This is a genomic window from Aeromonas sp. MR19 (genome assembly GCF_963899305.1).
Classification (GTDB): Bacteria; Pseudomonadota; Gammaproteobacteria; order Enterobacterales; family Aeromonadaceae; genus Aeromonas; species Aeromonas bestiarum.
This window is the reverse complement of record NZ_CAWQWZ010000052.1, coordinates 51416-71339: the sequence shown is the minus strand read 5'-3', so window position 1 is coordinate 71339 and position 19924 is coordinate 51416. Positions and strand designations below refer to the sequence as shown.

Genomic DNA, 19924 nt, shown 5'->3' with positions numbered 1-19924 from the left:
GCTATTGCCGGATAATAAAAATCAGACCAGGGTATTCAGCCAATCCTGCATAGTGCCGTCAGTTGGCTCGAGCTCCTCTTGCCACTGCCGCCTGCCGGCCATGATTTGCGGTTGCTGCCATTTTTCCTGCTGCCCCTGCTCGCTTCCCTGACCAACATTGACCTCGACACCACCAGCATGATGGGGGGCCAAGCTCATTCGCAGTCGCTCCATTGACTGGATCAATGCATCTCGCACAGCAGGATTGCTTACATTGAGCTGAACGTTGAGACGGTCACCATCGACCCGAACTGTCAGTTCAAGCCGCCCCAGCTCAGGCGGGTCAAGACGGATATGTGCTTGTTTGATCTGTTGATTGACCTGGAGCTCAACCTTGTCCTTCAACACATCTACCAGTTGCTGGCCCCACTGCGCCGGGTTATCGGCCAACTTGGCGGGGGCCCATTGATACTCCGCCGGCCTGGAAAGAGGCGATGACAACAGGTTTCCCATCACCCCCTTGAGCTCGGGTACACCAGGCTCCTGCTCGACTGGCACCTCACCGCCCAGCAAGGGCTGCAAACTTGCTATCAGCTTGCTGCTCAATGGCAAGTCGCCGGTCTGGGCAGCTTGCTGTCCCACCATCATTCGGGAGAAATCAGTTCTGGAGAGCACAGGTTTATCCTGGCCCAATGTGGCCTGTTCAACACCATGGGGTAGTGCCGTCTCCGACCGCCCATAGGTCGACAATGAACGCAATGCCACCGATATGGAGGGGGCGCGATCGTGAACGGTTCCTCCCTCCTTCCCGCTGCTCATCTCCGCATCAGGCTGAGCAAGTCGTGCAGATGATAACCTCGTGACTTCATCATTCAGGATGAAGACGGGTGGCATGTTGGTGAAGGACTCCAATTGTTCGGTCGCATCTTCTGGCGCGGCATCGACCACATCAGTATCCGCATCCGCGTCGTCAACAACCTCTGCCGGCAGAGTAATGAGCTCTTCTGTAAACGGAAGGTCCAGAGGTTGGTACATCTCGCCTTGCTCGTCAGGCTGACGGGCAAGGCGGTTGAACCCGGTCGATTCGAGGCTAGCTAAACTGTCGACACCGGCAAGCTGGATCATGCCCATTCTTGTACCTCACCATAAGCCTGCAACCCCTCCCGTTTCCGAGACAGATCGTGCCATTCCTGCTCACGCTGTGCCGTTTCTTGCTGACATAACAGCAAGGCCTCCTGTTGCCAGTTGCGCACCTGTGCACGGGCTGGCTCCAATGATGACCACAAATCAGGTTGCTTGAGCATGTGTTGAATGAATTGGGCCAACCGGCTATCGGTCAGACGCACAGCATCCCATTGGCCAGCACGCGCCTGTTGCAAGATCAGACGACCCAGCCCCAACAGCTGACGCTGGCGAGTCTCGAGTTCTGTGCTGAGCGGCTTAGACTCTGTCATCGACATGATAATGGCCCCTAATTAAGATGACCTTACCGACTAGCAAGGAGCAGGCCAGATATGGAGCTGAGGAATTTCAGATAATGGCTGCGGTATCGAGTTGAAACAGGGGAAGGATAGCTTCCGCATTAGCGAGGATGCTGTGCCATCGCTTCCCAACCTTCCTTTAATTCCAGCAGAATACGACGAACCTCGGCAAACCCGGCGACATCGTTGGACACGCTGATCTCAAACAAACGCTGCCCACAGTAGTCGTAAAGGCGATGCAGGTTGGCTGCAAGCTCCCCGCCCTTCTCCATGTCCAGAGCACTATCAAGTCCCCCCAGGATTTGCAGGCACTTGTTGATAGTCTGCCCTTTACGCTCAAATTGCTTGGCAAGAATATGGCCTTCCGCCCTGGCCATCTCATCAAGCAAACCATCCATCAGCATCAGCACCAGCTGATGTGGATCGGCACTGGCTGCCTTGGCCTGAGTAGCAGCAAACTGATAGGCATCGTAGCCATCTTGGTGTTCAAACATGTACAACTCGCTTGTTCGGGATAAGACGCAGCGGATGGTGGGACTGACTCTGGCTTAGAGTGAGCCCATCGTCTGCAGCATCTGGTTCATGGTGGTGAACTGGTTGAGATAGCGCTTATACGCGGAATCCATACGACGATCCAGTGCTTCCATTCGCTCATTTACACGCTTTTCACTGGCCTCCAATCCACTCTTGCGCCCCTTCAAAGCACCATCGCGTTTGGTATAAGGATCCAGTGAGTCACTCATCCGTTTGAGCAGACCATCATCCCCCATCAGCGCCTTGCCGAGTAACTCGGGGTCCTTCTCCAACGCCTTGTTGAAATCCGTTTCACTGAAAGAGAGCTTGCCTGCCTTGTCGGTCTTGATCCCGAGACTGCTGAGACTCAGGCCATTGGGCAGGTCGCGCACACTGTTGGAAAGTACGCTCTTGAGGCTGCGTACCCCGCTGTCGGAAGAAAGCGCACCAGGAGCCTTGGGATCGCTGGAGGTCATCTTGGCCAGCTCATCGATCAGTTCGTTGTAGCTGTCGACAAACTTCTTGAGCGAGCCGGTCACGGCCTCCTTGTCCTGCTCTATGTTTACCAGCAAGGGAGCATCACCGCTCTTCTGAGCCTTGGTCAGCTGCAGCGTCAGACCATCGACCACATTTTCAATCTTGTTGCTGGCAGAGGTGATGGTCAACGGATTGTCCCCCCCCATCCGCAACTTGGCATCCTGAGCTTTGGTGATATCTGTCTTGCCGCTTATCGCTGCTCCCAGTGAATTACTCGCATCCCCGCGGTAATTGACCGCGATGGCATTCTCCAACCCGCTATCCTTGCTGGTCAGCACCATGTTGACCTTGCCGTCGGTTCGGACCAGGGTCGCCTTGACGCCGGGATTGTCTTTGGCATCGTTGATGTGGGAGACCAGATCCTTGACGGTTGAGCCTGCCGGCAGGGTGGCCAGATCGATGTCGATGGTCTTCCCCTTGACGGTGAGCGAAAAGACACCATCCGCAGGCAGGGGGGCCGTTTCACTATCCAGGCTGAGACCGATCTGATGGGATTGGGCAAGCTGCTCCACAAAGAAGTTGTACTGCCCCGAGCTAGCCTTGCCGTTACTCGTCACAGTCATGACCCCGTCCTGGGACATGGTCGCCTTCTGCGCCTGTAAATTGGATGCCTTGTTGAGATCTTTGAGCATGGTCTGGAAGGTCGACAGCTTGGTATTGAGCGTGCTGAGCGCACTCTGCTGACCCTTGATACCATCCATCTGCTTCTTCAGCAGTGCATCCATGTTCTTGCGTTCGATAGCTACCAGTTGCATTGCCGTACTGGCCGGATCTATTTGCATCTTAATCCCTCTTCATTTCACTCAACTGGCATGCCTGTTGGGAAAAACCGTTTCGACTCTTTCCAACCGACAAACCCTTATCAGACAAAGGCCGCCCCACAGGAGCGGCCATACAATCCATTAACGCAGCAGACCAGTTACCATACCGGTCATCTGGTTGGAGTTGGACAGAACGGACATGCCAGCCTGCATCAACATCTGGTTCTTGGTCATATTGGTGCTTTCCTGAGCGAAATCGGCATCCATGATGCGACCATTCGCCATATCGGTGTTCTCTTTCATGTTGGAAAGGTTGTTGACGGTATGCTCCAGACGGTTGATGTTGGCACCGAAGGTAGAACGGGCTTCACCGATCTTCTCCAGCATGCCGTCCATCGCGGTGATCTGGGCAGTCGCATTACCGGAGCTCAGGGTTACCGCTGCGGCACTAGTAATGGCAGTGTTGACCGCTTTCACTTGGGTGGATGCATTCAGATCCAGCTTCTCGGTGGCACTGGCACCGATCTGGAAGGAAACAGCACCAGCTTCGAATTTACCAGCGGATTTCAGCAGAGCGGTGCCACCGAAAGTGGTGTTGTCACGGATGTTGCCCAACTCTTTACCCAGCTCCTTGAACTCGGCATCCATAGCGGAGATATCTTTGTCACTGTTGGTGCCGTTGGCAGCCTGGGTAGCCAGGTCCTTCATGCGCTGGGTGATGTTGGTCATCTCGTCCATGGCGCCCTCAGCGGTCTGGATCATGGAGATGGCGTCCTGAGCATTGCGCATACCCACTTTCTGACCATTGGACTGAGCCTGTAGACGGGTGGCGATTTGCAGACCGGCAGCATCGTCGGCAGCGGAGTTGATGCGCAGACCAGTACCCAGACGCTGCATGGCGGTGCCCAGCATCTTGTTGGTAGAGTTCAGCTGGTTCTGGGTGGTCATGGAAGCAAAGTTGGTATGAATGGACAAGCCCATGGTTATTTCCTCGATTTAGGCGCTGCACTGCAGCTTGTTAGGTAGACAAAAGAGAAAGACGACCACGGAATGAAAAAAATTGAACGGGAGAGGGGGATTTTTCTTTTCCTGCCTGAAACATGCCCGTTCAACAGCAGACAAACATCGGGACTGGCAAACCGCCAACCCCGCAAAACATAAGTGAGAAGATCAGCGTAGCGCGCTATCGATATCATCCAACAGGACTGGCAGATCGAACTCCAGATAGTCGCACAGCCCGGCCCAGTCGTGGCGCTCCTGACATTGCAGCAACTGTGTGGCCAGGAGCAGCAACGAGGATTGCAGCTCGGCGGACAAGTTAACCATCAGAGGCGTCAGCAGTTGCAACATACGTCCGCATTCGAAGCAGGCCTCTTCATCCTTGCCCTCACGCAGCATAGCTGCCAGCGCATCGGCCCCCGCCTTGAAACTGGCCACATCGATCATCCGGCAAATTCCTCGTGGTAGCGGGTACCCAGGATACGAGCACCATCGCGACTACTATTCATGAAATTCACTTCTGGGTGGCGCTGAATATAGACTTCTATGCCGTTCAGATAGATACAAAAACTGAGCAGGGTTTTTACTGGTTGACCATGTCCATTGGGTACTGTTCGGCGACCATAGCGGGCATCGCTGCCCAGTTCTCCATCATGCCATCCAGTGTGGGTTCTGCCCTCAGGAAAGGAGAAGTCGGCCCCAAACAGCGTGATATTGCGTGCCCCCATCCGGACAGCCAAATCCGTGGCAGGATGGATGACACTCCCCCCGGTAAAGAGCGCTGCACGCCGCAACTTTTTCTGCATGCCAGCATAGGTCTCCAGCGCCTCATAAGCGCCGTAGCGTGGCCCTTGCCATTGTGATAACACCTTGTTGTCCACCATGGGGGTATAGACGAGAGCAATGTCGAAAGAGTGCCGAGGATCCAGGATGCCGAGGTGGATATGCCGGTCTATCGTCACTACTATATCGGGCTTGATTCCTTGTGCCATCAGAGGACGAAGAGCCGTATCGACGCAGATGAAAAGGGGCCTGTCCGGCCGTTCATAAATCACTTTCAACGTAGCCAGATGATGGGCCAAGGTCGGCCCCGTGGCCAACACATAGGCATCCCGCCCTCTAGACGAGCCAAACAGCTCCACCACATCGGCATCTTCGCGCAGTAGATCCAGATTGCCTGACAAGCGCTCGGATACCCAGTCTTGCCCGAATTGTTCATTGATTGCCTCGAGCCGACTCTGGATCAGTACCCGGTCCCGGATCTTGGCACTGCGTTCGTCAGCCAGTTCCAGTTCTGCACTCAAAAACAGAAATGGAGTCATGACCAGCTCATTTTCCTCCGCAAGCAACAGGTTGACCCTGGGGTCGGACAGCCAGTCCAGCTGCTCTGTCAAGTGCAAGACCAGAGCAAAGATCGAGGCATTCATGATCTTCACATTCAGCCGGCGCAGGCGTTTTCGCTGCAGCAGCACCCGCGGCACATCACCCAACCCAGTGCCATACAGGGTCAGCTCTGCCACCTTCGTTGGAGCCATGGCAGCAATCCGCTCAGCTTCCCGCATCCGGTCATGGCGGCTAGTCAGCTGAATACCGTTGATGGCAAGGGTCGAGCTGAGCCCTTCAACCAGTTCGGCGGGTACGCTGTTGACATCCTGTTCTTGCAGACATGCCAAGACAACAGGCCAACGGCGGGCGATGAGCTCTGCGTGCTGGGGGAAATAGTCGATCATGATGTGTTATGTCACTTGCAGAAAAGGAACGGGAAAAGAGAAGAATGTGTTCAGGTCAGCAACGCCACCACATTCTGGCGGGAAACATTTGCCTGAGCCAGCAAGCCGGCCATGGTGCCCATGAAGCCACCCTCCTTGAGCTGCTGGCTGAGCTTGCCTTGCAACTGCTCGAGCTCTTCCTGTTTAAGGTTCTGGCTACGCGCCTTCACTCGATCGAGCTGTTTGACCATTTTCTGACGAAACTGCTTGAGCTCACGCACTGACTGTTCAATCTCGCCAAGCAGCCGCTTCAGGCGCTGTTGTTCCTGCTTGAGTTCACCCTTGTCGATGCCCTCACCCAGTTGAGTGAGTTGCCCCGGTTTGGGTTTGAATTGAACTGGTACCGGATTACCCGCAGGGATCCGGATGCCTTCTCCACTCAACAACACGGGTTCATCAAGTTTACGTCTGTGCTGATCAGGCACGCTCAATTCAAGCTTGCCGAGTTCGTTTAACCGTACCTGGATATTTTCTTTGCGCAGAGCCCGATCCAGCCTGGAGACCACTTCAGCCTCATTGGCTCCAGCAGGCAATATAACTTCAGCTGCACTACTGGTTTGTGGAAAAGAGAACACAAGACGCTCGGCACTCGCCTTGGGGGTAAGCAAATCGAGTCGCTCTGAACTGTAATGAACGCGGCTATCCGTAGCAGAAGCCAGCAGACGCGGTCTCAACTCGGAGGTCAAGGGTGCCTTAGGTTGGGTCAACTTGTCTTCTAACAATTTCAGGCGCGATACCAGATCCCCACTCGCAGCACGATTTTGGCCGAGTTGCTGCTCCAGACGTTTGAGCTCCCCCCATACCTGGCTCAAGGCTTGCTCCCCTCCCTGGGCATGGGCTATTCGCTGCTGAGCCGTGCCGATCAGAGCCCAGCGATCCAGTCGGACAATATTGGGGTGACGTTCCGTTTTGCTGGCTGACTGGGACGTAGTTTGAGCAGCCACGCGCCCGCGCAGTCGGGGCTGGGCAGGTGTTTCGGCCACTCCGCCCAAACGGGTTTGTTGGATCTGCATCATGGCTCCCTGAACCTGAATTTATGGCATGTAGTTGAACAAGCTCAAGCCGTTGACCTTGGCAAATGCCTGTTGTTGCACTTGCAAGGCCATCAGCACATGAGCCTGCTGGGTGACGGCACTGGCATAATCGAGGGACTCTATCTGATTACTCACTTCCTTGCTATAGACGCCCTTCTCGGCATGCCCTTCATCCACTTGATCAAGCAAATTAATACGAGCACCAATAGAACTCACCATCTGGCTGATATCGTCCTGTAATGTCTTGCTTCTATCCAGCATGTTCCGGGCTTGATCCGCTGCATCGGGAGCACCACTTTCCATGGCTTCCACCATGGTGTCCAGCTGCTTGAAGAAGTCTCCGTTCTGGATAAATAGCAGATCCGCAGTCTGGTTGAGCCCCACAGTAACGCCCTTGGCGATCCCAACCTCTCTTATCAAGGCATCTCCCTGATATTGGTAATCACCAGCAGGGGTTTTAACAATCGCAATCTGGTTCACCTGACTGCCGGCAAAAAGGCTCGAACCACTCTCGTTGCGGGCATTGGCCAGATCCAGCAAACCATCCTTGATAACAGCAGCTTCACTGGCCACCGCGCGACGGTCACCTTCAGAAAGTGAGCCCGTTGCCGCAGTTTGAGTCAGTTCGCGCAGCCGCATCAGCATGTGGGTCATTGTTTCCAACTGCTGCTCACCTTGCGATAGCTGGCTTTTGGCATTGGCAATATTTTTCTGATACTGCTCCATTGCCACCTGCTCTTTCTTCAACCCGAGCAAACGTACACTCCCCACGGGATCATCCGAGGGTTGCAGGATACGTTTGTTAGCCGATATCTGGCGATCAAGCCGGGCATATTCACCGAAACCATGCTGCAGGTTGTCGAGCATGCTGAGTTGTATTTGGTTGGTGCTAATGCGCATGGTCACTCCGTCAGAACATGTTCAGGATGGAATTGAAAAGCTGATCGGAGGTACTGATCACTTTGGCATTGGCCTGATAGGCCTTGGTATAGGCCATGATCTTGACCCCTTCCTCATCCGTGTTGACTCCACTGACACTGCTCAGTTTGGTGGCCAGCTGCTTCTCCATATTGGCATCCGCCTCCATGGTGGCCTTGGCCTGGCCACTTTGTACCGCCATCCGACCAAGCAAGGCACTGTACGCATCATATTGGCTATCTTTGATGGTCAACAACTCCTGCAAGTTACTGTTATCGCCTTTACCGCCGCCCGACTTGGCAAAGGCCAGGTGATCACCGGTGAAGCCGCTGGCCACCTTGAGGGTACCGGACGGATTGAGCGGGTCATAGCTGAACAGCGGCTTGCCCGGATCACCGTTCAGATCGATCCCACCCGCCTGCTTGGCGTTGAAGTCATCCGCCAGTTTCTTCGCTATCTGATTAAGCTCGTCACGCAGCGGGCGCAATACTGTCGTCCTGTATTCCATCACCCCGGCCAGGCTGCCGCCATGCAGCTTGGGGACATCGAAGGACTGAGGACCAAAGCTGAGACTCAGCGAATCACCGGCCAAAGAGAGAGTACTGTTGCTACCGGCCAATACCAGGGGCTGTCCCTGAGGCAGACTTAACGAAAATGAACCGTCGCTTTGCCGGTTGACCCTAACTTCCATGAAGGTCGACAACTCACGTACGATCTGCTCGCGACTGTCTTCCAGTACCGAGGTATTGACCCCCTTGGAAACCTGCTCACCGATCTGGGTATTCAACTCGGCCACTTGTTTCAGATAGCTGTTGACCTGAGAGACAGTGCTGTTCAGTTGATCATCGATCTGCTTCTCTTGCGTCAACATGCTCTCGTTCAACTGGCCAAAACGGTTGGCCAAGGCTCCAGCAGAACTAACGATCTGGCTGCGCTGCGCTGGCGTCTCCGGGCTGTCGAGTGCGGCACTCAAGGAGGCAAAGAAACTGTCCAGTCCCTTGGCGATATTCATCGACTCGCTACCCAACAACTGCTCGGTGGTATTGATGTACTGATGAAAGGAATAAGAGGCGCCAGTGGAAGAGCGACTGCGCCAATGCTGTGAAACCAGGTAATCATCCGTGATCCTGCGAACACCGGTCACCTCTACCCCCATACCGTTGTCCAATCGACCAAAGCCGGACAGGCTACCCATCATGGCTTCCTGGCGGCTATAGCCTATGGTATTGACGTTGGCGATATTCTGGGCGGTGACATTTAACGCGATCTGGGCCGCGTTAAGTCCGCTAAAACCGATATTGAGCATCGACATCAGTCAACTTTCCTCATTGTTGCCGAATTCAGAGGCTGACTGAAGGCAGCCAGGGTCTGTGATTCTGAAGCGACCACAGGCTCGGCATTCTTTAATGTCGGCGCCAATTGGCTGACCATCTGCTCTTTCAGCCCCATACCGCCACGCTTGACCAGGCTCATCGCCAGTTGACTGTCATACATGTCGCGATATAGCTCTTCTCCTTTAATGATCCTGTCATCTTCATCCTGCATGGCGTCGGAGGCTGAACGCATATGCTTGAGCACAGTCTGTAAAAAGCTCACCTCAAATTGGCCCGCCGCGGCATCCAGCGCCGCACGTTGATCCGGATTGCTCTTTATCTGCTGCAATTCATTGAGATCCTGATAAAAACCAGGCTCTGACGTTATTCTGGTCATAGCGATCCTTAGATGACCACCAGTTCTCCCTCGAGGGCACCGGCCTCATCGAGAGCTTGTAAAATGGCCATGACATCATCGGGAGTTGCCCCGAGTGAATTGACTGCCTTGACGATCACCTCCAGCGAAGTGCCATCCGGCCAGACAAACATGTTGTTTCGTTCGCGATCCACCTGGACCTTTGAATTGGGTGTCGTCGTCGTTTGCCCATTGGAGAAGGCATTGGGTTGACTGACATTCTGGCTCTCGCCTATGGTCACGGTCAGACTGCCATGGCTAACCGCAGCCTTGTGTACCTTGACCCCTTGCCCCATCACCACAGTCCCGGTCCGGCTGTTGAACACAACTCTGGGCCGCTCCTTGCCCATATCAACTTGAATGTCTTGCAGCAACGCCATGAAAGAGATCCGCTGACTCTCATCCTTGGGAGCTGTGACCTGGATCCGCCCTGCACTCACAGCTCTGGCAACTGGACCCAGCTGGCGGTTGATTTCTCGCTCAACATTGCGGGCCGTTTTAAAATTAGGCTGGTGCAGGTTGAGCGTCACCTCGGGTTTATCCGCAAAGTTACTGACGGCCTCGCGCTCAATGATGGCGCCATTGGGAATGATGCCTGCCGTCGGCACATTGATGGTCACAGAAGAACCGGATTGCCCCTCAGCCTTGACCCCGGCGACCACCAGATTTCCTTGGGCAACGGCGTACACGTCCCCATCGATACCACGTAATGGCGTCAACAGTAGTGAGCCACCACGCAGGCTCTTGGCATCCCCGATTGAGGTCACAGTGACATCCACCAACTGCCCCTTGCCTGCCAAGGCCGGCAGCGTCGCCTGTACCGATACGGCCGCGACGTTCTTGAGCTTAGGGTCGAGATCATCGGGCAACTGTACGCCAAACTGTTTGAGCATGTTGGCCATGGATTGGCCGGTAAATTTGACCTGGCTGCGATCTCCCGTACCCGACAGGCCGACGACCAGGCCATAGCCCACCAGCTGGTTGGTTCGCATTCCCTGCACATCGGCAATATCCAGCAAGGCCCGCTTGGCAGGGGGCGCAGCATTAGCCCACCAGGGCAGACTCAGGCAGAGCAAGGTGATAAACCATTTGTTCATGTAAACCCTCAAAAAGGTGCGAATGCGGAACTGAAGAAACGCCCCAGCCACCCCATCTGGTTACTGTCGGCAAGGGCACCACGCCCTGCATAGGTAATGCGGGCATCGGCAATTCGCTGAGAGGAAATACGGTTGCTCTGATCGATATCTTCCACTCTCACCATGCCACCCAGACGGATATATTCGTCTCCTTGATTGAGTCGGATCCACTTCTCCCCCCGGATCCCCAGCACCCCGTTTGGCATCACTTCGGCAACCGTTACCGTAATGGAGCCGGCTAACGTATTTTGCTGGCTGGAGGTAGCGCCACCATCAAAGTCACGATCAGCACTCAGGCTGGCGCCCCAGTCGGAACGCACTTTTCCACCAATAGAGGGTGCTGGTACGTTCATGCTGCTGTTCTTGCTCATGCTGGTGTTGGCTTTCTTGCTCGACTGGGTACGTTCTTCCAGTACCACGGTCAGAATATCGCCGATACGATAGGCACGACGATCCTGAAACAGAGTCATCATGTAGTCGCCACGATAAAGACTACCGTCTTCTCCCCGAGCCGAGACAGATAACTTGGGCCGGGAAGGAGCCCACTTTTCGTCACCTGGCTCAGGAGCCTTGAGCTCATAAGTGGCACAGCCACCCAGCAGCAATACCACCCAAAGATAACGCCACATCGCCTTCATCATCACAGCGCCTGAGTGACGAACTTGAGCATCTGATCTGCGGCGGATACTACCTTGGCATTCATCTCATAGGCACGCTGAGTGGTGATCATGTCGACCATCTCCTCCACCACGTTGACATTGGAACTTTCCAGCGTGAACTGCTTGATGGCACCCATTGCCTCCTCACCCGGTACCCCTTCGATAGCTTCACCGGAGGCACCAGTCGCACGGTAGAGGTTGCCCCCAAGCGCTTCCAACCCAGCGGGGTTCGTGAAATTGGTCAAGGTAATACGCCCCAGCTCCACATTTTCTTGCTGGCCTGGCAGCGTTGCGCTTACGGTCCCATCTGTACCGATGGAAACCTTGGTCGCATTGTCGGGGATCTGGATCTGCGGCAACATGGGCAGCCCATCCGAATTCACCAACAAACCTTCAGCATTGCGATGCCACTGACCATTACGGGTATAGGCCGTTTCCCCATCAGGGCGTTCGACACCAAAGAAACCGGCACCGACAACAGCCATATCCAATTCCTGGTTGGTATTCTGAAACTGCCCAGGGGTAAACACTTTCTGTGTTCCAACCACACGCACACCATTACCCATCTGAATGCCGATGGGTGACAGGTTTTGCTGATCCTGCTGAGCGCCAGGCTGGCGCTGTACCTGATAGAACAAGTCTTCAAAGGCCACGCGATCGCGCTTGAAACCAACCGTATTCACGTTGGCCAGGTTGTTGGAAATGCTGGCCATCTTGGCATCTTGTGCCGACAGACCCGTTTTACTCACCCAAAGTGCTGCATGCATCTTTGCTTCTCCACCTAATTCATTCGGGGCGCTATCGCGCATCCATCAAGGGTCTTGTGGCTCTAACGAGCGAACCTGCTAGCCCTGGCCGGAAATAAGTCTGGCCCCTTGCCGGGCCTGATCATCTGCGGTTTTCATCAATTTGACCTGAAGCTCGAAATTGCGGGTCAATGACATACTGCTGATCAGCTCGTCGACCGCATTCACATTGGCGCCCTCAAGAAAACCTGAGGCCAGTACCACCTGCTCGCTGGTCTCGGCATCCCCCCCCTGACGTAAGCGGAAGAGGCCATCTGGACCTTTTACCAGTTCGACCGGATCCGGGTTGACCAGCTTGAGGCGACCCACATCCAAGCGGGCACCACCACCCGGTGGCGTGATGCTGAGGGAACCATCCTTGCCGAAGCTCAAGTCGCGATAAGCAGGCAGTACCATTTCCCCACCATCTCCCAGCACAGGGCGACCATTGAGGGTTAATAGCCCTTCAGCATCCACTTCCAGGTTACCTGCCCGGGTATAGGCCTCTTTGCCATCGGCAGTTTGCACCGTGATAAAACCTTCACCACGCACCGCCACATCCAGTTTGCGACCCGTTTGCATCAGAGCACCCGCCTTAAAATCCGTGCCGGCCATCTCTTCGCGCGCCATGACCCGGCTTGGATAACCATCACCGGTCAGTGCATAAGCGGAAACCCGCTCAAAATCAGCCCGAAAACCGGCGGTATTGACGTTGGCCAAGTTATTCGCCCGAATTTGCTGGGCCATCAGGGTATGTTGCGCCCCCGACATAGCGGTATAGATAAGCTTTTCCACGCATCAAGCCTTAGAAGGAGTTGAAGAGGACCTGAGTCATCTTGTCAGCTGAACTGATGGTTTTGGCGTTGGCCTGATAGTTACGCTGGGAAGTCATCAGGCTGACCAGCTCACCGGTCAAGTCCACGTTGGAGCTTTCATAAGCCCCCGCAGTGAGTGAACCCATGGTCCCGGTTCCTGGGGCGCCCAACACAGGCTGACCTGAGCTGAAGGATTGTTGCCAGGTGGTGTTGTTGGTTTGCATCAGGCCATTCGGGTTGGTGAAATTGGCCATCACCACTTGCCCCTGCAGCAAACTCTGACCATTGGTGAAGGTTGCATACACACCACCATCGGCATCGACCTTGACCCCGGTCAGATCGCCGGCCGCATAACCATTTGACTGGTTGCGGGTTGCGTTGAAGTCGGAGGCATACTGACTGACACGTGCGACATCAACACTGAGAGCAATTTTCTCGGCGCCTGGGGGCGTCAAATTCAGCACAGGGGAAGTGGTCGGGGATTTCAGCGTACCGTTGGTATTGAACTCCATGGTGACCGGCGAACCCGTCTTGGTGCCATTGAAGGCGTAGTTGACCTGCCAGGTATTGTCCGCCGTTTTGACAAAATACTGGGTCACTGTGTGTTCAACCCCCAGCGAGTCATAAACCTTGCTGGATTGTGAATAGCTAAAACTGTCAGATTTGGCAGGATCGAACGGATGGGCAGTCTGATCGATCACACTGGCATCCGCCTTGAGGTTGGCTACGAATTCCAGCTTGTCAGATGCCTTGGCTGGCAAGCTGCCCGCCTTGACCTGAATATCGCCAATCACGCCGGATTGCAGCTCACCCGCATCATTGGTGGTATAGCCTTGCAGGCGAGTACCATTGGCTGTGGTCAGATAGTTGCTGGCATCCCGTTGAAACATACCCGCACGGGTATAAGAAGTCTGGCCATTGCTGTCTTTCAACACAAAAAAACCACTGCCGGAGATGGCGAGATCCAGTCCCTTACCGGTACGCATCACATCGCCATTACGGTCAAAGTTCTGGGAGACGTTGTTCATCTCAACACCACCAGCCTGTCCACCACCATAGATAGCGGCGAATTCGGCACGGCTCGATTTGAAACCAGCCGTACTGGCATTAGCCACGTTGTTGCTGATAACACTCAATTCCTGGTTCACGGCGCGCAGGCCGCTCAATCCGATACTGAAAGACACAGTTTCGCTCCTATCTGATTACGCCGATTTACCAAACTGGATGGCACTGAAGAGAGGCACATCACCCACTCCAGCCACCTGTAACATGATCTCGCCTGTGCCTGGCAAGGTGACACGCTCCACCTTGCTGGCCACAAAATTCTTGGATGTGGTCGCCACACCATCGAGCGAGGCTTTTACCTCGAAGCTATATTCACCGGCAGGCAAGGGAGGCAATTCATAATCGAGTCCCCCAGCCTTGCTATCACCCCAATTTTTGGTCGCAACCAGGGTGCCATGTTCGTCATATACCTTGAGCTCAACCTGATCCGCAGCGCCGGCCAGCTCAATCTGCCCACGAATCGTCTTTTCAGCGCTCTGGGTCAGTGTCTTGCTGGGAACCATTACTTCCTTGTCGATCAGAGCCGTACTCTGCAATACCTGCTGGGTATCCATCATGTTGATCGACTTTTGCTGCAGGACTTTGAGGCTCTCAACCCCTTCCACCATGCTGAACTGAGCCAGCTGGGTGACGTATTGGGCACCATCCAGTGGATTGGTCGGGTCCTGGTTCTGGATCTGGGCAACCATCATCTGCAAGAATTCGTTACGTAATTGCATGCCACCTTGGGGGTTCTGGCCCGCTGCCGCACTATTGGGGGCTATATCCGGTGTTGCTGTACGCTGGCTGGTGCTACGCGCAGTATCCAGGCTACTCACCTGAGGCAGGCTCATGGCTTACACTCCTTGGCCCAGGCGCAGCAAACCCTGCTGCATGCTATTGATGCGATTGATCACTTCGACCGAGGTTTCAAAACCGCGCGAGGCGCTCATCATGTCGGCCATCTCTTCAACTGCGTTGACGTTGGAGTAATAGACGAAGCCATCCTGATCGGCCAAGGGGTTGGTCGGCTCGAGGCGCTTCTCTACTTGGCGATCAGACTGCACGATTCCTGCGATCTGTACCTGAGCCGCCCCCAGCGAGTCAGCATCCTGTACTCGTTGATACAGGGTGGAGAACACCGGCTTGATGGCACGAAAAGCTGCCTCTTCACTGCCTGCGGCACTGTCCACGTTTGCCAGATTGGAGGCCACCGTATCCAGGCGTACGGTTTGCGCGCGCATGGCACTGCCTGCAATGTCATAGATTCGATTAAACGACATGATTAACGGCCCTCGATCGCTTTGGCGATCCCGGTGATTTTCATATTCAGGAAGGTGAGACTGGTCTGAAAGTCGGTGGCATTATTGGCAAACTTGCTTTGTTCAACGCTGAGCTCGGCAGTATTGCCATCCATGGAAACCTGATAGGGAATACGATACAGAGGATGTTGCATATCATTGGCCATGACGCCCTGACTGATGGCTGCACTCGCATCTCCCGTCGCCACTTGCTGCGCGACACGCCCCAGAATCGTCTTATAATCGACATCTCGGGCCAGATAGCCAGGGGTATCCACATTGGCCAGATTCCCTGCCAGAATACGCGCCCGATCCGCTCGCACATCGAGGGCATAAGGGTGTACACCAAGAGCGCTGTCAAATGAGATACTCATGCTTCATCCTTCTATGAATCTGTCAGACCGGTGCATTCTTTATCAAGACTCATGCCAATGATGAATATCCTTTATTCCCGCTGGTTACCGCTTCAGCAGTGGCTGATAACACTGATAAAAGGGGAAGTGTTGTTTCCCGTATGGAAGCGCATAGGCCTGTTGTGCCTGCTGATGCTGTCATACCCGCTGCAAGCCGCACCAACAGACTTGTCGCGGCATTTGGAGACCCAGCTGAAAGAGGATGCTAGTGAAGCGCTGAATACCTATTTGCAGCAACAAGGCTGGTCAGCACCTGAAGTCGACTACCAAGTCTGGCTCTCTCCCGCAGTGGCCCATTTGCCCCCCTGCCACCAAGCCATTCGTCTGCAAGCAGGAGGGCAATATCGGCAACCTTGGGGGCGACGTCCCTATCTGGCTGAATGCACGGAACCTGCATGGCAACTAAGGACTCGTGTCGAAGTGACGCTCATGTTGCCAGTGTGGGTCACGGCACAAGAAATCCAGAAAGGCCAAACCATTCGTGCCGGAGATCTCGTCGAGAAATCTCTTGATATCAGTCGATTGCAACGCGGGTTTGTTCCAAGCTCCGAATCCCTTGTGGGGAGCAAGAGCAATCGGAATCTCAGAATGGGTCAGTTGATTGGTGAGCTGGATTTGCAGAAGGCCTGGGCCGTTCGGGAAGGGGAAGGGGTGCTGATAAGAGCCGGTCTCGACAGTTTTTCCGCAACCACCCGCGGTAAAGCATTGGCAAACGGCGCCATTGGCGACGGCATTAAGGTAAGAAATATCAGCTCAGGCAAAGAGATTCAGGCCTGGGTGATCGAGAAAGGTGAAGTCGAAACCCGTTTTTAACCCAAAGGGCGGGTTTGATTTAAGTTAGGCCGGCCTTGGGTCGCTTTTCAGAGATAGACCATCAGGAATTGACGTTATGAAAATCACACGCACCGACCCGCTCTATGTTCAAACCCAGCTGCAGCGCAAGCCGGAGTCTGCGACTGCACAGCCACAAGCACGCGCCAGCCAGGCTGATGCCCAGATAAGCACCACGGCGCAGTTTGTAAACCAGGCAAGATCGCAACTGGCAACTACATCGGATGTGGATATGGAGAAGGTGAACCAGATCCGCCAAGCCATCAGCGACGGCAAGCTCGAACTCGATATGGATGCGCTGAGCCAAGCCATTCTGGATATGCATCGCCGATGAGCCTGGATCCCAAGCTACGGGTCAAGCAACTGATCATCGGTATCCAGCAAGATTGTGGTCGCTACGCCGAGCTGCAACAGCTGCTGCTACGCCAACACAGCCTGCTGGCCGCTCACGATGTTGACGGGCTGGCTGAACACAATCAGCTGCAGACCCAACTGATGGTTGTGGTTCAACAGCAGGCACAACAACGCTGTCAACATCTGCTCGCGTTGGGATTGAAACCGGACGAAAAAGGGATGGCGACACTGATCGCAAAACTGCCAGCCAGTTTGCAAAAAAACGTTGCCAGCCAATGGCAACAGCTTGAACAGTTGTTACAGCAATGCTTGCGCCAAAACGAACTCAATGGGCGCCTGCTGGCAGGGCAGATCGAAACAATCAACACGCTATTGGGACAAGAACAGCCCTATGGCCAACTGGAACGCTTCCCGGACTAACCCTTATCCCTCTGATGACGCAGACTGGATAACTCATCCAGCTGTCGCTGATCCCGTGACTCCTGCTGCTGACGCAGGGTCAGGTCACGCTTATCCAGCAGCAACTCCAATCCTTTGACCCGACCAAATTGCTTGAGCACCTGGCCCTCGTGGCGCTCCAAATCCAATTTGGCCAAGGCAGACTGTTGTACCTGATGAACCAGCAGATGGCGCAGTTGTCCCTCCATCTGCTGCTTGTTTTGCCACAGCAGGGGATGGAATGTTGCCGAACCTGGGCTCAGAGAGCTGATCACATCCTGCAACCTCAGCGCCCTATGCTCTTCTCGCATGGCCTCTTCTCGCAAACGCTGGCGCTCCTTGCCCATCACCTCCAACGCATCCTGCTGCAAACCAAGATAGGATTTCAACATGGTGGATCCTTAAGACTTCCCAAGCACTTGCTTCAGCCCTGTCATCACCTGAGCAAAAGGCATCTCCTCATGGATACCCTGTTGCAGGAAGGCCGCGATGGCAGGGTAACGCTGTACCGCCTCATCCATCTGGGGGTCGGCTCCCGGCTGATAACCGCCCAATGGCAACAACTCGCGCACCTGTTGATAACGCCCCCACAACTGCCGCAGCGTCACCGCCAGCGTCTGCCATTCGGCAGGGACAACCTGTGGCATGACTCGGCTTACGGAGGCACCTATATCGATTGCGGGGTAATGTCCCTCCTCCGCCAATCGGCGAGTCAGAACAATATGACCATCCAGAATGGCACGGGCCGCATCCACCACAGGATCCTGCTGGTCGTCCCCTTCCGCCAAGACTGTATAGAAAGCACTCAGAGAACCATCTGGGTGTGTGCCATTACCGGCTCGTTCAACCAGCTGGGTCAGCATGCTGAACACCGAAGGTGGGTAGCCACGGGTCGCGGGTGGCTCCCCTATTGCCAGCGCGATCTCACGCTGAGCCTGGGCATAACGAGTCAAGGAATCCATGAGCAGCAGCACATCCCGTCCCTGCTCGCGGAAATACTCGGCGATACGGTGACACAATTGTGCCGCGCGCAGACGCATCAGCGGAGATTGATCCGCAGGGGCCGCCACGACGACCGCACGCGCCAACCCTTCCGGGCCCAGGCTGTGCTCAATAAATTCGCGCACCTCTCGCCCCCGTTCACCAATCAGTCCCACCACCACTATCTGCGCGGTCGTATTGCGGGTCATCATGCCCAGCAGCATACTCTTGCCGACCCCGGAACCCGCAAACAGGCCAAGGCGCTGTCCCTTGCCTACCGTCAACAGACCATTGATGGCACGAATGCCCACATCGAGCGGCTCGCGCACTGGCGTGCGCAGCAGGGGATTGGGGGGCGAGGCGAACAAGGCAACACGCTCACCTTCGTCGCGCAACGGACGACCATCCAGGGGTTGCAACAGACCATCGACCACACGTCCCAAGAGATGCTCGCCGACCTGTATTGTCTCTTCACCATCAATGGGAAGCACACGTGCACCGGCATAGAGGCCACTCATGGGTTGCAGCGGCATCAGGTAGGAAATATCCCGGTTGAACCCGACCACTTCGGCCAGCAGCGGTGCCCCTGTCGCCGTATCAACCCGGCAACGCTGGCCCATCACCAGCTGACAGCCAACCACCTCCAGTGTCAGCCCTGTGACTCGAACTAGCCGGCCATAACGGCGAAAACCGGGAACATCCTCAAAACTGTCCAGCGCTGAAGTGAGCGCCTGTTGCAGCGCTTCATGCATCCTGTGGCAATTCCAGCGTACTATTCAGCTGCTCGATACAAGAGGCGAGGCGCTCTCCGGTATTGACTTCGATCACCGCAGCCCGAGTTTCTATGCGGGCATCGCCCACACTCAGGGTGCCATCCACCTGCAATAGCCACCCCTCACAACGGGTAACGCCTTGCTCGGCCAGGCGCTGGCGATCCCCCTCACTGAGATAAATCACCAGCTCTTCCGATGCCGCTGGCAGACTCGCCAAGGCCTGCTCCACCTGATTGAGTACCTGCTGGGGATTGAGGGTAAATTCAGCCTGGATCACTCGTTTCGCAACCTGCGTCACCAGCTGGGCAACCAGCTCTTTTTGTTCCTGCATACGAGAACGGGTCAAGGACTCCCATTGTGCCTGCAGCTTGGCAAAGGGAACCAGGGCCTGATCGAACGAGGCACGCCCTTCTGCCAGTCCCTGTGAAAAACCACGAGTTTGCCCCTGTTGCAGTCCCTTGGCCTCCCCGTCAACGAGACCGCTGGTCAACCCTTGCTGATAGCCTGCCTGATACCCTTCATCATGGCCTTGCTCCAGACCCTGTTGATAGCCGAATTCAAACTGCTCCTGCTGGCTCTGCGCCTCTGCTCCGCTTTGCCCCAACGAAGGGAAACGGTAAAGACGAGTGGCGCCCGTCGCCAACTTGCGAACATTGTGACTCATGAACGCCTCCT

The 19924-nt window shown here is 55.1% G+C and carries 25 protein-coding genes; 3 read left to right on the top strand and 22 right to left on the bottom strand.

All coding sequences use genetic code 11. The annotated features are described in order from the left end of the window. Positions 1 to 21 precede the first annotated feature (21 nt). The 19 genes from lafE to lfgB form a co-directional block, all read right to left on the bottom strand. A complete protein-coding gene (gene lafE, locus AACQ95_RS19895) occupies positions 22 to 1110 on the bottom strand; it encodes a lateral flagellar hook-length control protein LafE (RefSeq protein WP_241279543.1) in 1089 nt (362 codons plus the stop codon). Then, entirely contained in the window at positions 1101 to 1439 is a 339-nt protein-coding gene (locus AACQ95_RS19890) for a hypothetical protein (protein WP_042867960.1), read from the bottom strand. Before AACQ95_RS19890 ends, lafE begins: the two co-directional genes overlap by 10 nt. A gap of 122 nt (positions 1440 to 1561) precedes the next feature. Next, a complete protein-coding gene (lafC, locus tag AACQ95_RS19885) occupies positions 1562 to 1954 on the bottom strand; it encodes a lateral flagellar export chaperone LafC (RefSeq protein WP_042867958.1) in 393 nt (130 codons plus the stop codon). 54 nt (positions 1955 to 2008) lie between these two features. Beyond that, complete coding sequence (gene lafB, locus AACQ95_RS19880) at positions 2009 to 3292, bottom strand: lateral flagellar capping protein LafB (protein ID WP_241279541.1); 1284 nt, start codon at positions 3290 to 3292, stop codon at positions 2009 to 2011. Between the two features lie 120 nt (positions 3293 to 3412). Further along, complete coding sequence (gene lafA / locus AACQ95_RS19875; RefSeq protein ID WP_241279539.1) at positions 3413 to 4252, bottom strand: lateral flagellin LafA; 840 nt, start codon at positions 4250 to 4252, stop codon at positions 3413 to 3415. Between the two features lie 189 nt (positions 4253 to 4441). Continuing rightward, complete coding sequence (locus AACQ95_RS19870) at positions 4442 to 4717, bottom strand: hypothetical protein (RefSeq protein ID WP_241279537.1); 276 nt, start codon at positions 4715 to 4717, stop codon at positions 4442 to 4444. Beyond that, positions 4714 to 6000, bottom strand: a complete 1287-nt coding sequence (locus AACQ95_RS19865; RefSeq protein ID WP_241279535.1) for a motility associated factor glycosyltransferase family protein — start codon at positions 5998 to 6000, stop codon at positions 4714 to 4716. Before AACQ95_RS19865 ends, AACQ95_RS19870 begins: the two co-directional genes overlap by 4 nt. Before the next feature lie 50 nt (positions 6001 to 6050). Beyond that, positions 6051 to 7052 (bottom strand): hypothetical protein, encoded by a 1002-nt coding sequence (locus AACQ95_RS19860; RefSeq protein ID WP_241279534.1) that lies wholly within the window; start codon positions 7050 to 7052, stop codon positions 6051 to 6053. Positions 7053 to 7073: 21 nt separating this feature from the next. Then, the gene (gene lfgL / locus AACQ95_RS19855) at positions 7074 to 7973 is read right to left on the bottom strand and encodes a lateral flagellar hook-associated protein LfgL (RefSeq protein ID WP_103472073.1); all 900 of its coding nucleotides are present in this window, start codon (positions 7971 to 7973) and stop codon (positions 7074 to 7076) included. A gap of 10 nt (positions 7974 to 7983) precedes the next feature. Continuing rightward, complete coding sequence (gene lfgK / locus AACQ95_RS19850) at positions 7984 to 9303, bottom strand: lateral flagellar hook-associated protein LfgK (protein ID WP_241279532.1); 1320 nt, start codon at positions 9301 to 9303, stop codon at positions 7984 to 7986. Then, a complete protein-coding gene (locus AACQ95_RS19845; protein ID WP_241279529.1) occupies positions 9303 to 9701 on the bottom strand; it encodes a rod-binding protein in 399 nt (132 codons plus the stop codon). Before AACQ95_RS19845 ends, lfgK begins: the two co-directional genes overlap by 1 nt. Before the next feature lie 8 nt (positions 9702 to 9709). Next, positions 9710 to 10816, bottom strand: a complete 1107-nt coding sequence (gene fgIL / locus AACQ95_RS19840; RefSeq protein WP_005314254.1) for a lateral flagellar basal body P-ring FlgIL — start codon at positions 10814 to 10816, stop codon at positions 9710 to 9712. Positions 10817 to 10824: 8 nt separating this feature from the next. After that, the gene (gene flgH / locus AACQ95_RS19835; protein WP_005314257.1) at positions 10825 to 11496 is read right to left on the bottom strand and encodes a flagellar basal body L-ring protein FlgH; all 672 of its coding nucleotides are present in this window, start codon (positions 11494 to 11496) and stop codon (positions 10825 to 10827) included. Beyond that, entirely contained in the window at positions 11496 to 12281 is a 786-nt protein-coding gene (gene lfgG / locus AACQ95_RS19830; protein WP_005314259.1) for a lateral flagellar basal-body rod protein LfgG, read from the bottom strand. The genes flgH and lfgG overlap by 1 nt, the downstream gene beginning before the upstream one ends. A 78-nt stretch (positions 12282 to 12359) precedes the next feature. Beyond that, entirely contained in the window at positions 12360 to 13094 is a 735-nt protein-coding gene (gene lfgF / locus AACQ95_RS19825) for a lateral flagellar basal-body rod protein LfgF (protein WP_042867935.1), read from the bottom strand. A gap of 10 nt (positions 13095 to 13104) precedes the next feature. Further along, a complete protein-coding gene (flgEL, locus tag AACQ95_RS19820) occupies positions 13105 to 14298 on the bottom strand; it encodes a lateral flagellar hook protein FlgEL (RefSeq protein WP_042867933.1) in 1194 nt (397 codons plus the stop codon). An 18-nt stretch (positions 14299 to 14316) separates the two neighbouring features. Next, the gene (locus tag AACQ95_RS19815; protein ID WP_065402449.1) at positions 14317 to 15012 is read right to left on the bottom strand and encodes a flagellar hook assembly protein FlgD; all 696 of its coding nucleotides are present in this window, start codon (positions 15010 to 15012) and stop codon (positions 14317 to 14319) included. A 3-nt stretch (positions 15013 to 15015) separates the two neighbouring features. After that, positions 15016 to 15441 (bottom strand): lateral flagellar basal body rod protein FlgCL, encoded by a 426-nt coding sequence (flgCL, locus tag AACQ95_RS19810; RefSeq protein ID WP_059112799.1) that lies wholly within the window; start codon positions 15439 to 15441, stop codon positions 15016 to 15018. A 2-nt stretch (positions 15442 to 15443) separates the two neighbouring features. Continuing rightward, positions 15444 to 15833 (bottom strand): lateral flagellar basal body rod protein LfgB, encoded by a 390-nt coding sequence (gene lfgB, locus AACQ95_RS19805; protein ID WP_042867927.1) that lies wholly within the window; start codon positions 15831 to 15833, stop codon positions 15444 to 15446. A 57-nt stretch (positions 15834 to 15890) separates the two neighbouring features. Between lfgB and lfgA the strand changes: the two genes are divergently transcribed. From lfgA to lfgN, 3 genes are all read left to right on the top strand, one after another. After that, positions 15891 to 16685 carry a lateral flagellar basal body P-ring formation protein LfgA gene (gene lfgA, locus AACQ95_RS19800; protein ID WP_241279527.1) on the top strand — a complete coding sequence of 265 codons (795 nt, stop codon included), beginning with the start codon at positions 15891 to 15893 and terminating at the stop codon, positions 16683 to 16685. A gap of 76 nt (positions 16686 to 16761) precedes the next feature. After that, positions 16762 to 17037 (top strand): flagellar biosynthesis anti-sigma factor FlgM, encoded by a 276-nt coding sequence (gene flgM / locus AACQ95_RS19795; protein ID WP_042867924.1) that lies wholly within the window; start codon positions 16762 to 16764, stop codon positions 17035 to 17037. After that, positions 17034 to 17477 (top strand): lateral flagellar protein LfgN, encoded by a 444-nt coding sequence (lfgN, locus tag AACQ95_RS19790; protein ID WP_059112796.1) that lies wholly within the window; start codon positions 17034 to 17036, stop codon positions 17475 to 17477. Before flgM ends, lfgN begins: the two co-directional genes overlap by 4 nt. Here the strand turns inward: lfgN and lfiJ are convergent. From lfiJ to lfiH, 3 genes are read right to left on the bottom strand one after another with little or no spacing between them, the layout of a single operon-like run. Then, positions 17474 to 17887 carry a lateral flagellar protein LfiJ gene (lfiJ, locus tag AACQ95_RS19785; RefSeq protein ID WP_241279526.1) on the bottom strand — a complete coding sequence of 138 codons (414 nt, stop codon included), beginning with the start codon at positions 17885 to 17887 and terminating at the stop codon, positions 17474 to 17476. The genes lfgN and lfiJ overlap by 4 nt on opposite strands. 9 nt (positions 17888 to 17896) lie before the next feature. After that, positions 17897 to 19228 carry a lateral flagellar FliI-like assembly ATPase LfiI gene (gene lfiI, locus AACQ95_RS19780; RefSeq protein WP_241279523.1) on the bottom strand — a complete coding sequence of 444 codons (1332 nt, stop codon included), beginning with the start codon at positions 19226 to 19228 and terminating at the stop codon, positions 17897 to 17899. After that, on the bottom strand, positions 19221 to 19913 hold the full coding sequence (gene lfiH / locus AACQ95_RS19775) for a lateral flagellar assembly protein FliH (RefSeq protein WP_241279521.1): 693 nt from the start codon (positions 19911 to 19913) through the stop codon (positions 19221 to 19223). The genes lfiI and lfiH overlap by 8 nt, the downstream gene beginning before the upstream one ends. Positions 19914 to 19924 lie beyond the last annotated feature (11 nt).

Bases quoted from the DNA above. Each gene is read 5' to 3' on its own strand.
- lafE (WP_241279543.1), bottom strand. From the start codon at position 1,110: ATGGGCATGATCCAGCTTGCCGGTGTCGACAGTTTAGCTAGCCTCGAA.
- AACQ95_RS19890 (WP_042867960.1), bottom strand. From the start codon at position 1,439: ATGTCGATGACAGAGTCTAAGCCGCTCAGCACAGAACTCGAGACTCGC.
- lafC (WP_042867958.1), bottom strand. From the start codon at position 1,954: ATGTTTGAACACCAAGATGGCTACGATGCCTATCAGTTTGCTGCTACT.
- lafB (WP_241279541.1), bottom strand. From the start codon at position 3,292: ATGCAAATAGATCCGGCCAGTACGGCAATGCAACTGGTAGCTATCGAA.
- lafA (WP_241279539.1), bottom strand. From the start codon at position 4,252: ATGGGCTTGTCCATTCATACCAACTTTGCTTCCATGACCACCCAGAAC.
- AACQ95_RS19870 (WP_241279537.1), bottom strand. From the start codon at position 4,717: ATGATCGATGTGGCCAGTTTCAAGGCGGGGGCCGATGCGCTGGCAGCT.
- AACQ95_RS19865 (WP_241279535.1), bottom strand. From the start codon at position 6,000: ATGATCGACTATTTCCCCCAGCACGCAGAGCTCATCGCCCGCCGTTGG.
- AACQ95_RS19860 (WP_241279534.1), bottom strand. From the start codon at position 7,052: ATGCAGATCCAACAAACCCGTTTGGGCGGAGTGGCCGAAACACCTGCC.
- lfgL (WP_103472073.1), bottom strand. From the start codon at position 7,973: ATGCGCATTAGCACCAACCAAATACAACTCAGCATGCTCGACAACCTG.
- lfgK (WP_241279532.1), bottom strand. From the start codon at position 9,303: ATGTCGATGCTCAATATCGGTTTTAGCGGACTTAACGCGGCCCAGATC.
- AACQ95_RS19845 (WP_241279529.1), bottom strand. From the start codon at position 9,701: ATGACCAGAATAACGTCAGAGCCTGGTTTTTATCAGGATCTCAATGAA.
- fgIL (WP_005314254.1), bottom strand. From the start codon at position 10,816: ATGAACAAATGGTTTATCACCTTGCTCTGCCTGAGTCTGCCCTGGTGG.
- flgH (WP_005314257.1), bottom strand. From the start codon at position 11,496: ATGATGAAGGCGATGTGGCGTTATCTTTGGGTGGTATTGCTGCTGGGT.
- lfgG (WP_005314259.1), bottom strand. From the start codon at position 12,281: ATGCATGCAGCACTTTGGGTGAGTAAAACGGGTCTGTCGGCACAAGAT.
- AACQ95_RS19815 (WP_065402449.1), bottom strand. From the start codon at position 15,012: ATGAGCCTGCCTCAGGTGAGTAGCCTGGATACTGCGCGTAGCACCAGC.
- flgCL (WP_059112799.1), bottom strand. From the start codon at position 15,441: ATGTCGTTTAATCGAATCTATGACATTGCAGGCAGTGCCATGCGCGCG.
- lfgB (WP_042867927.1), bottom strand. From the start codon at position 15,833: ATGAGTATCTCATTTGACAGCGCTCTTGGTGTACACCCTTATGCCCTC.
- lfgA (WP_241279527.1), top strand. From the start codon at position 15,891: ATGATGAATATCCTTTATTCCCGCTGGTTACCGCTTCAGCAGTGGCTG.
- flgM (WP_042867924.1), top strand. From the start codon at position 16,762: ATGAAAATCACACGCACCGACCCGCTCTATGTTCAAACCCAGCTGCAG.
- lfgN (WP_059112796.1), top strand. From the start codon at position 17,034: ATGAGCCTGGATCCCAAGCTACGGGTCAAGCAACTGATCATCGGTATC.
- lfiJ (WP_241279526.1), bottom strand. From the start codon at position 17,887: ATGTTGAAATCCTATCTTGGTTTGCAGCAGGATGCGTTGGAGGTGATG.
- lfiI (WP_241279523.1), bottom strand. From the start codon at position 19,228: ATGCATGAAGCGCTGCAACAGGCGCTCACTTCAGCGCTGGACAGTTTT.
- lfiH (WP_241279521.1), bottom strand. From the start codon at position 19,913: ATGAGTCACAATGTTCGCAAGTTGGCGACGGGCGCCACTCGTCTTTAC.